This window comes from Clostridium sp. BSD2780061688st1 H5 (assembly GCF_005845155.1).
GTDB lineage: Bacteria > Bacillota > Clostridia > Lachnospirales > Lachnospiraceae > Claveliimonas > Claveliimonas intestinigallinarum.
The window spans coordinates 1-9768 of record NZ_SPGT01000045.1 but is presented as its reverse complement, the minus strand read 5'-3'; the positions used below and the strand labels follow the sequence as shown (position 1 = coordinate 9768).

Here is a 9768-nt window from a genome sequence, read left to right as displayed (position 1 = left end):
GATGACTCCTCTATACCATTAAAAGTGAATAATCCCACCCCTGTATATCTGGGGTACAGGCTTATTATACGAGGAGAGATGATATGACATTAGAGACATTTTTCAGGGAAGTGCCCAGGGCGGCCGTGGCCTTCTCGGGAGGGACGGACTCGGCCTTCCTTCTGTGGGCGGCAAAAAAACAGGGCTGCCAGATACAGGCCTACTATATACATACTGCCTTCCAGCCCCGATTTGAGCTGGAGGATGCCAGAAGGCTGGCCGGAGAGCTGGGCATACCCATGCAGGTAATCGACATGGATATCCTGGGCGTGCCAGAGGCGGCGCAGAACGGCCCCAGGCGGTGCTACTACTGTAAGAGGGCTCTTTTTACGAGACTGCGGGAACAGGCGGCAAAGGACGGGTACACTGTTCTGCTGGACGGCACCAACGCCTCCGACGACGCCGGGGATCGGCCAGGTATGCAGGCCCTGCGGGAGCTCAGGGTGCGCTCGCCTCTGCGGGAGTGCGGCATCACAAAGGACATGGTGCGCAGCCTTTCCAGGGAGGCAGGACTTTTCACCTGGGAAAAGCCGGCCTACGCCTGCCTGGCCACCAGAATTCCCACGGGGACAGAGATTACCCGGGAGGACCTCCAGAGGGCAGAACAGGCGGAGACGGCTCTCATGGCGTTGGGCTTCCGGGATTTCCGGGTGAGGCTCTCCGGCGAGAAAGCCCGGCTCCAGGTGACCGGGGAGCAGATGGCCCTGGCAGTGGACAAGAGAAGCGAGATCGTGCAGGCATTAAAGCCGCTTTTCCAGGAGGTTCTTCTTGACCTGGAGGAGCGGAGCCCGTCTGTGTAGAGGAGGTAGACAAAAATGGACAATAAGCAGGATATACTTGAGCTGCTTCGGAGCGTGGCCCGTGGGCAGACTTCCCCGGAGGAAGCCCTTCTGTCGCTGAAGGAGGAGCCCTTTGAGGATCTGGACTACGCAAAGATCGATTTCCACCGCAGCGTCCGGCAGGGAGCGGCGGAGGTGATCTACGGGGCAGGGAAGACGCCGGAGCAGATCATCGGCATTGTGAAGACTATGGGAGAGAGAGGCTGCCGCAACATCCTCGTCACAAGGATCGGACAGGAGGCGGCAGACGAGCTGTCGGCGGTGGTTCCGGTGGACTATCACCCCATTCCCAGGCTGGCCATCGCCTTTCCGGAGGAGCGGCCCGGGAGAGGAAACATCGTGGTGGCCACAGGGGGGACCAGCGACATGGCGGTGGCCGAGGAGGCGGCCCTCACGGCGGAGGCCATGGGAAACAAGGTGACCCGGCTCTACGATGTGGGCGTGGCGGGACTTCACCGGCTCCTCTCCAACCTGGATGTGCTCATGAGCGCCCGCTGCGTGGTGGCGGTGGCCGGCATGGAGGGAGCCCTGGCCTCGGTGGTGGGCGGTCTGGTGGACTGCCCGGTCATCGCCGTGCCCACCAGCGTGGGGTACGGAGCCAGCTTCGGAGGGCTGTCGGCTCTTCTGTCTATGCTGAATTCCTGTGCCTCCGGGTGCAGTGTGGTGAATATTGACAATGGATTTGGGGCCGGCTATCTGGCCAGCATGATCAACCAGATGGAAAGCATAAAGGAGGACAAAAAATGAAGACACTTTATATTGAATGTAACATGGGTGCAGCCGGGGATATGCTCATGGCTGCTCTCTACGAGCTTCTGGATGACAAGCAGAGGTTTCTGGACAGGATGAACAGTCTGGAGCTCCCCGGCGTGCACCTGGAGGCGCAGAAGGGCTCCACCTGCGGTATTGCCGGAACACACATGGCGGTGACCGTGTACGGGGAGGAGGAGACAGAGCCGGAGGGGCCAGGCGTCCACGAGCATGGCCATGCCCACGACCACCATCACGACCATGCCCACGACCACCATCACGACCATGCCCACGGCCACCATCACCATCACGCCACCCCGGGGCATATCGGGGAGCTGATCAGCGGGCTGGACCTTCCGGAGCAGGTGAAGGAGAACGCGAAGGCTGTGTACCGCATCATTGCCCAGGCGGAGGCGAAGGCCCACGGCTGCCCGGAGGGGGATGTCCACTTTCACGAGGTGGGAGCCCTGGATGCGGTGGCAGACGTGACGGGGGTGTGCTACGCTATGTATCTTCTGGGAGCGGAGAAGATCATCGTATCCCCTGTCCATGTGGGGAGCGGCACAGTCCGCTGCGCCCACGGCGTGATGCCTGTGCCTGCGCCGGCCACGGCCAACATCCTGGAGGATGTTCCCGTCTACGGTGGCGCTGTGAAGGGAGAGCTCTGTACTCCCACCGGTGCGGCCCTGCTGAAGTACTTTGCCGAGGAGTTCGGCCCCATGCCTCTCATGAAGGGAAGCCGCACCGGCATCGGCATTGGCACGAAGACCTTTGAACAGGCAAACTGCGTCCGCGCCTTCCTGGGGGAGTCCCTGGAGGAGACAGGCCGTGTCCGGACTGCGCCGGAGCAGGGCGACGGCGCCATCACAGAGCTTGTCTGCAATATTGACGACATGACACCGGAGGCGCTGGGATTTGCCTGCGCACGGCTGATCCAGGAGGGGGCGCTGGACGCCTACACCATCCCCGGGACCATGAAAAAGGGGCGGCCTGGCCATGTGCTGACCGTGCTCTGCGATCCCCGGGATGAGGAGAAGATGGCCCGGCATGTCCTGGAGGAGACGACCACCAACGGGCTGCGCGCCCGCAGGTGCACAAAATACTTCCTCAGGCCGGGGATGAAGACTGTCCAGACTCCATGGGGCCAGGTGCGGGTAAAGACGGCGGAGGGACATGGCGTCTTTCACAGGAAGCCTGAGTACGAGGATGTGGCGGAGCTGGCCGAGCGAAACGGGGTTCCCTATGAGACCGTGTACCGGGAGACACTGCGCCGGCTCGATGATAAATAAAACAGCAGAAAAAGGGAGTGACAGATAGATGAAAAAGCGACTGATTTCCAGTTTTCTCGCCCTGGCGCTGGCGGCGGGACTGCTGGCCGGATGCGCCGGCGGCGGGACAGACTCCGGGCAGGAGGGCAGCTCCGGAAGAGATACGGACTCCGTGGTCATCGCCATGGGCCCCACCTCTGAGCCGGAGGCGGGATTTGACCCGGCCTATGGCTGGGGAGCCGGAGAGCATGTCCACGAGCCGCTGATCCAGAGCACCCTCACCGTGACCAACACAGACCTGACCATCGGGTATGACCTGGCCACAGAGTATTCCGTCAGCGAGGACGGGCTGACCTGGACCGTGAAGATCCGGGACGACGTGTCCTTTACGGACGGTGAGCCCCTGACAGCGGAGGATGTGGCATTTACCTACAATACAGTGAAGGAGGCAAGCTCCGTCAATGATTTTACCATGCTGGACTATGCGGAGGCAGTGGACGGCACCACAGTCCTCTTCCACATGAGCCGGTCCTTCTCCATCTGGCCCTACACCATGGCCATTGTGGGGATTGTGCCGGAGCACGCCTACGACAGCCAGACCTACGGGGCCAATCCCATCGGATCCGGCCGATATATGCTGAAGCAGTGGGACAGGGGGCAGCAGGTGATCCTGGAGGCCAACCCAAACTACTACGGTGAGGCGCCCAGGATGAAGCAGGTCACGATCCTCTTTATGGAGGAGGACGCGGCCTTTCTGGCCGCCCAGGCCGGGGAGGTGGACGTGGCCTACACCTCCGCCACCTACTCTGACCAGGAGATCGGCGGCTACAGCCTGGCCTCCTACGCCAGCGTGGACAACAGAGGCTTTAACCTTCCTGCCGTGGAGGAGACAACGGACGAGGAGGGGCGGACCGTGGGAAATGATTTCACGTCAGATGTCCTTGTGCGCCGGGCCATCAATATGGGGGTGGACCGGCAGGAGATGATCGACAACGTGCTGAACGGCTATGGAAGTCCCGCCTACAGTGTCTGCGACCAGCTTCCCTGGTACAATGAGGCCTCCCAGGTGGAGTATGCCCCCCAGGGAGCGGCGGATCTCCTGGACCAGGCGGGCTGGGTCATGGGGGATGACGGCGTCCGGGTGAAGGACGGGCAGAAGGCTGAGCTTCATCTTCTGTATTCCACCGGGGACACAGTGCGGCAGGCCCTGACAGCAGATTTTGCAAATCAGATGGAGGAGCTGGGCATTTCCTGTACCACCGAGGGGGTGGGCTGGGACACAGCCTACGACAGGGCCCTTTCCCAGCCTCTCCTGTGGGGCTGGGGCGCCCACACGCCCATGGAGCTCTACAACATTTACCACACTATAGAGGGCACAGGCTCCGCCCAGTACTCCCCCTACGGTAACGCCGCTGTGGACAGCTACATGGATCAGGCCCTTGCCAGCAGCGATCTGGAGACCTCCTATGAGCTGTGGCAGAAGGCCCAGTGGGACGGCACTACGGGAGTGACCCAGGAGGGGGACATTCCCTGGGTGTGGCTGGTCAACATCGACCATCTCTACTGGGTGAGAGATGGGCTTACTGTGGCGGAGCAGAAAATCCATCCCCACGGACACGGCTGGTCTCTGGTCAACAACGTAGACCAGTGGACCTGGTCCACGGACACAGCCGCTGAGTAAAGGGTATACGAAAGGACTGATCATTTTGAGACACCGCCTACAGTTTACGGCGAAAAAATTACTGCGGATGGGGCTTTTGCTCCTGGGAGTCAGCATCGTCACATTTCTTCTGATGAGCGCCTCCCCCCTGGATCCTCTGCAGACCAATGTGGGGCAGGCGGCCCTCGGCACCATGAGCCAGGAGCAGGTGGAGCGCCTGGAGGCCTACTGGGGCATGGACACGCCTCCCCTGGAGAGGTATGCGGGGTGGCTGAAAGGCCTGCTTTGCGGAGATATGGGTACCTCCCTTCTCTACCGGCAGCCGGTGGCCGCTGTCATCTGGCAGCGGCTGTCCAGCTCCCTTCTTCTCCTTCTGTCCGCCTGGATAATATCGGGTGTGCTGGGGCTACTGCTGGGCGTAGCGGCGGGGGTGTGGAGAGGGCGCTGGCCGGACAAGCTGATCCGGGGCTGGTGCCTGCTTATCTCCAGCACGCCGGCCTTCTGGCTGGCCATCCTCCTCCTTCTGGTATTTTCTGTGTGGCTTGGCTGGCTGCCGGCGGGGCTCTCTGTGCCCATCGGCATGGAGAGCAGCCTGGTGACGGCCGGGGACAGGCTCCAGCACGCCATCCTGCCGGCTGTCACCCTGAGCATCACAGGGGTGTCGAATATTGCCCTGCACACGAGGGAGAAAATGGTGGATGTGCTGGAGTCAGACTATGTCCTCTTTGCCAGGGCCAGGGGGGAGTCCATGAGCTCCATCGTCTGGCGGCACGGGCTGCGGGGGGTATCCCTGCCCGCCATCACCCTCCAGTTTGGGTCTGTCAGCGAGATCATAGGCGGCTCCGTCCTGGTGGAGCAGGTGTTCTCCTACCCGGGACTGGGGCAGGCAGCCGTGACGGCGGGGCTTGGCAGCGACCTGCCTCTCCTGATGGGGATTACCCTCATCACATCGGCCATCGTGTTTGGCGGCAATCTGGCGGCAGACCTTCTCTACGGCGCGGTGGACCCGAAGATAAGAAGGAGGGCGGCGAAATGATGGAAAGACACTGGAACCGAAGAACAAGCACCCTCCTCTTTCTCGTCCTGGCCGTTCTCATACTGGCGGGGATCACGGCGGCGGGGATCTTCCTGGAAGAGGAGGCGGCTGTGACCGATTTCTCCCGAACCAACCTGGCGCCGGGAGGGGCGTTCTGGTTCGGGACGGACTGGATGGGGAGAGATATGTTTACAAGGAGCATTGCAGGTCTCTCCTTAAGTATCCGGATCGGCCTTCTGACGGCGGCGGTGAGCGCGGCCGCGGCGCTGGCGCTGGGGACGGCGGCTGCCACCCTGGGGAGAAGGGCGGACAGCGTCATCTCCTGGTGCATAGACCTTGTCATGGGGATCCCCCACATCCTGCTTGTGATGCTCATCTCCATCGCCTGCGGCCGGGGCTTTGTCGGCGTCGTGGCAGGCGTGTCCCTGAGCCACTGGCCCTCCCTGGCCAGGGTGATCCGGGGGGAGGTGCTGCAGCTGAAGGGAGCGCCCTACATCCTGGTGGCGGAGAAGCTGGGAGTGTCAAAGCTTAAGGTGGCCTGCCGGCACATGCTGCCCCACCTGTTTCCCCAGTTCCTCACAGGGCTGATCCTCCTCTTCCCCCACGCCATCCTCCACGAGGCCAGCGTTACCTTTCTGGGCTTTGGCCTCTCCTCGGAGCAGCCCGCCATCGGCGTGATCCTGTCGGAGAGCATGCAGTACCTGACCACCGGGAGATGGTGGCTGGCTCTGTTCCCGGGGCTCTCTCTTGTGCTGGTGGTGGTCCTCTTTGCCCTGCTGGGGGAGAGAGTGCGGTATCTGCTGGATCCTGCCAGCGTTCATGAATAAAAGGAAGGAGGCGAAAGGATGGAAAAGTCAATACTGGAGGTGCGCCATGTGTCCATCTGGTTCACCCAGTACGAGCGGGGAACCAAAAGAAGAAGCCTGCCTGTGATCCGGGATCTGAACCTGACCGTAGGCGCAGGCGAGGTGGTGGCCGTGGTGGGCGCCAGCGGGTCGGGGAAAAGCCTTCTGGCCCACGGCATTCTGGGCATCCTTCCCTACAACAGCCATATGGAGGGAGAAATCCTCTACGGCGGAGAGCCCCTGACAAAGGAGCGGGCGGAAAAGCTGCGGGGAAACGGCCTGGCCCTCATTCCCCAGGGCGTCACCTACCTGGATCCCCTCATGAAGGTGGGATCCCAGCTTACCAGGGGGAGGAAAGATCAGGAGACAAAGGAGCGCTGCCGGCAGGTGCTGGAGCGGTACGGCCTTGGCCCTGAGACGGCGGACCTCTATCCCTTTGAGCTGTCCGGGGGCATGGCAAGGAGAGTGCTGATCGCCTCCGCTGTCATGGATGAGCCAAAGCTCATTATCGCGGACGAGCCCACACCGGGACTGGACGCCCGGGCGGCCGGCCGCATCCTGGGACATTTCCGGGAGATGACAGAGGGCGGCGCGGGGATGCTCTTTATCACCCACGACCTGGAGCTGGCCCTCACCATCGCGGACCGGGTAGTGGTCTTCTACGCCGGGGAGACCATCGAGGAGGCGGCGGCAGAAGATTTTCAGGAGGAGGGAAGACTCCGGCATCCATTTACAAGAGCCCTCTTTCGGGCCATGCCCTCCCACGGCTTTGCGCCCATCCGGGGAAGCCAGCCCTACCCGGGCACAGTCTCAGCCGGCTGCCCCTTTGCCGGACAGTGTAAGGCCTGCCAGAAAGAGTGCGGCGAGGCGGACCACATTCCTGTACGGCAGGTCAGAGGCGGGCTGGTGCGCTGCCTGTATCCGGAAAAGGAGGAAACAGTATGACGCTGGAAGCAAGAAATGTGACATTTTATTACAGAGGGAAAAAGAAGGCGCCGGTGCTGGACCAGTTCAGCCTGTCCCTGGACAGCGGGGAACGGGTGGGACTCAAGGCACCCAGCGGCCGGGGAAAGACCACCCTGTGCAGGCTCCTGGCAGGGTATGAAAAGCCGGTGAGAGGGGAGATCCTGCTGGATGGAAAGCCCCTGGGCTCCTACAGGGGACCCTGCCCGGTGCAGATGGTCTGGCAGCATCCGGAGACAGTGGTGGATCCGCTGCTGAGGCTGGGGACCACCCTTTCGGAGGCTGGCGACGTGGAGGAGAGGCTGAAGGAGGAGCTGCATATCCAGGAGGGGTGGATGGACCGTTTCCCGTCAGAGCTGTCCGGCGGGGAGCTGCAGAGGTTCTGCCTGGCAAGGGCCCTCCACCCGGGAGTGAGATTTCTCCTTTGCGATGAGATTTCCGCCATGCTGGATCTGGTGACCCAGGCCCAGATCTGGCAGTTTCTCCTGGAGGAGTCGAAGAGGCGCTCCCTGGGACTTCTGGTGGTGAGCCACGACGACAGCCTGCTGGAGCAGGTGTGCACCCGGATCGTGGAGCTTCCCTTCCCCTCCTGGCGCATTTTTTAGGAGGCAGCCTTGACTTTCCGGCCCGTGTATGGTAATTTTGAATGGCTGAAAAAAGTTCCCTCTGGAGGGAACGGAGCGGACATAGAAACAGAATTTACGGAGATTTACCGCCGGGTAACGTCTTATTTATTCCAGTAGGCCTTAGTTGGAATAGATAGGGCGTTTTTTCTGTGTCTGGCGGCAGCAAAGAAAAAGATTACATAGGAGGTATTTGATTATGGCATGGGTTTATCTTGTGATCGCAGGTCTGATGGAGGTGTTCTGGTCCACCTGCCTGAAGTTCTCGGAAGGGTTCACTGTGCTGAAATTTACAGTGCTGACCATTGTGGGAATGGTGATCAGCTTTCTCTTCCTTTCGCAGGCCACCAAGACGCTGCCCCTGGGCACGTCCTACGCCATCTGGACAGGCATCGGCGCCCTGGGGGCAGTGGCGGCGGGAGTCATTCTTTTCAAGGAGTCCGTCACCCCCGCCAGGTGTTTCTTTGTCCTTCTGCTCCTGGTGGGGATCATGGGTCTGAAGGCCACATCCGGACACTAGAAGAACCGCAGCAGGAGAAGGCCGGCCGCGCTGGCCGCTCCCGCGATGACGAGTGACAGCTCCTGGCCCGCAAGGTTCAGGAGGAAGGGGCACAGGATGGAGGCAAGGCCATAGCCGATCATGACCGCCCCGTAGTTTGTTCCCTGGTGGCGGGTGCCGAAGTGGTCCGACACCACGACTGGAAAGAGGCTCACCACGCCGCCGTACACCAGGCAGACGGCGGAGGCAAGGAGGGAAAAGAGGAGACCGGATGCCCGTGTGAGTCCGAGGACGGATATGGCGGACAGAAGATAGAGGGCAAAGAGCACCTTCCGGCGGCCGGTCCGGTCTGAGAGCCAGGGCAGGGCGAAGCGTCCGATGATGTTGGCCACGGAGGCGGCCATGACCGCTGCCAGAGCCTGGCCGGAGGTGAGGCCCCGCTCCATACCCAGGGACTTCATCACCGGGTTCACCAGCACGTAGGCCGGAACTGCCAGAGCCATGGTCAGGCTGATGACGTAGAAGGTCCTTGTGCGCATCATCTGGCCGGGGGTGTATTGCCTCCGGGACTGCTCCCGGATGTGGGGCGCCCTCTGCTTTGGCGGCTCTGTCACCAGGAGACCGCCCAGGCTCAGCACAGCGTAGATGGCGGTGACGCAGAGCATGGCGGTGCGGTAACCGAAGGAGGACAGGAGCCAGTCGCACAGCGGGTTCATGAGGATGCCGGAGATGCCCACCATGCCGATGGTGAGGCCGGAGACCATGCCCCGTCTCTCGGGGAACCAGGCCTGGGGCACGGCTGTCAGCATGCTGAAGGCGCACCCGGAGCCAAGGCCGCCCAGGGCTCCGTAGCCCAGGTCGATGAGCCAGGGCATGTGGAGGGGAGCCATGGCGGCCAGGAAGAAGCCGGCGCACATGACAAAGCTGCCCCAGAAGATAGTATTTCTGGCGCCGATCCGGTGCTGCAGATATCCGCCCAGCATGTTGCCGGCGGCAAAGATGCCGATGATGATGGTGAAGGGCTGGCTGGAGGCCGCTGTGGTGAGGCCGTACTCCTCCTTCACGCAGGGCTGAAAGACAGTCCATATATAGGGGTTCCCGTGGACGAAATTCACGATGGAGGCCACGGCGAGGATGAACCAGCGGTTCTTAAGGAGCTTCATCTCTTTTCTCCTCGTATAATAAGCCTGTACCCCAGATATACAGGGGTGGGATTATTCACTTTTAATGGTATAGAGGAGTCATC

General features: G+C 61.6%; 10 protein-coding genes. 9 read left to right on the top strand and 1 reads right to left on the bottom strand.

Features of this window, described 5'->3' with window-relative positions; all coding sequences use genetic code 11:
* Window positions 1-83: 83 nt before the first annotated feature.
* The 9 genes from larE to FGQ86_RS15770 all read left to right on the top strand — a co-directional run bounded on the left by larE (window position 84) and on the right by FGQ86_RS15770 (window position 8543).
* Window positions 84-839, top strand: a complete 756-nt coding sequence (larE, locus tag FGQ86_RS15810; RefSeq protein ID WP_033126443.1) for an ATP-dependent sacrificial sulfur transferase LarE — start codon at window positions 84-86, stop codon at window positions 837-839.
* 15 nt (window positions 840-854) lie between these two features.
* A complete protein-coding gene (larB, locus tag FGQ86_RS15805) occupies window positions 855-1625 on the top strand; it encodes a nickel pincer cofactor biosynthesis protein LarB (protein WP_033126442.1) in 771 nt (256 codons plus the stop codon).
* Entirely contained in the window at window positions 1622-2917 is a 1296-nt protein-coding gene (gene larC / locus FGQ86_RS15800; protein ID WP_138305095.1) for a nickel pincer cofactor biosynthesis protein LarC, read from the top strand. The genes larB and larC overlap by 4 nt, the downstream gene beginning before the upstream one ends.
* Window positions 2918-2945: 28 nt before the next feature.
* Window positions 2946-4577, top strand: coding sequence for an ABC transporter substrate-binding protein (locus FGQ86_RS15795; protein ID WP_138305093.1), 1632 nt, complete (start codon window positions 2946-2948; stop codon window positions 4575-4577).
* 25 nt (window positions 4578-4602) lie between these two features.
* Window positions 4603-5592: an ABC transporter permease gene (locus FGQ86_RS15790; protein ID WP_243127305.1), complete on the top strand. Its 990-nt coding sequence runs from the start codon at window positions 4603-4605 to the stop codon at window positions 5590-5592.
* Window positions 5589-6419, top strand: coding sequence for an ABC transporter permease (locus tag FGQ86_RS15785; protein WP_347562527.1), 831 nt, complete (start codon window positions 5589-5591; stop codon window positions 6417-6419). Before FGQ86_RS15790 ends, FGQ86_RS15785 begins: the two co-directional genes overlap by 4 nt.
* An 18-nt stretch (window positions 6420-6437) precedes the next feature.
* Window positions 6438-7382: an ABC transporter ATP-binding protein gene (locus FGQ86_RS15780; protein WP_033126438.1), complete on the top strand. Its 945-nt coding sequence runs from the start codon at window positions 6438-6440 to the stop codon at window positions 7380-7382.
* The gene (locus FGQ86_RS15775) at window positions 7379-8005 is read left to right on the top strand and encodes an ATP-binding cassette domain-containing protein (RefSeq protein WP_138305091.1); all 627 of its coding nucleotides are present in this window, start codon (window positions 7379-7381) and stop codon (window positions 8003-8005) included. Before FGQ86_RS15780 ends, FGQ86_RS15775 begins: the two co-directional genes overlap by 4 nt.
* A 217-nt stretch (window positions 8006-8222) precedes the next feature.
* Entirely contained in the window at window positions 8223-8543 is a 321-nt protein-coding gene (locus FGQ86_RS15770; RefSeq protein WP_033126436.1) for a multidrug efflux SMR transporter, read from the top strand.
* On the opposite strand, the gene FGQ86_RS15765 is transcribed toward FGQ86_RS15770, so the two are convergent.
* Entirely contained in the window at window positions 8540-9685 is a 1146-nt protein-coding gene (locus FGQ86_RS15765) for an MFS transporter (RefSeq protein WP_033126435.1), read from the bottom strand. The genes FGQ86_RS15770 and FGQ86_RS15765 overlap by 4 nt on opposite strands.
* Window positions 9686-9768: the final 83 nt, after the last annotated feature.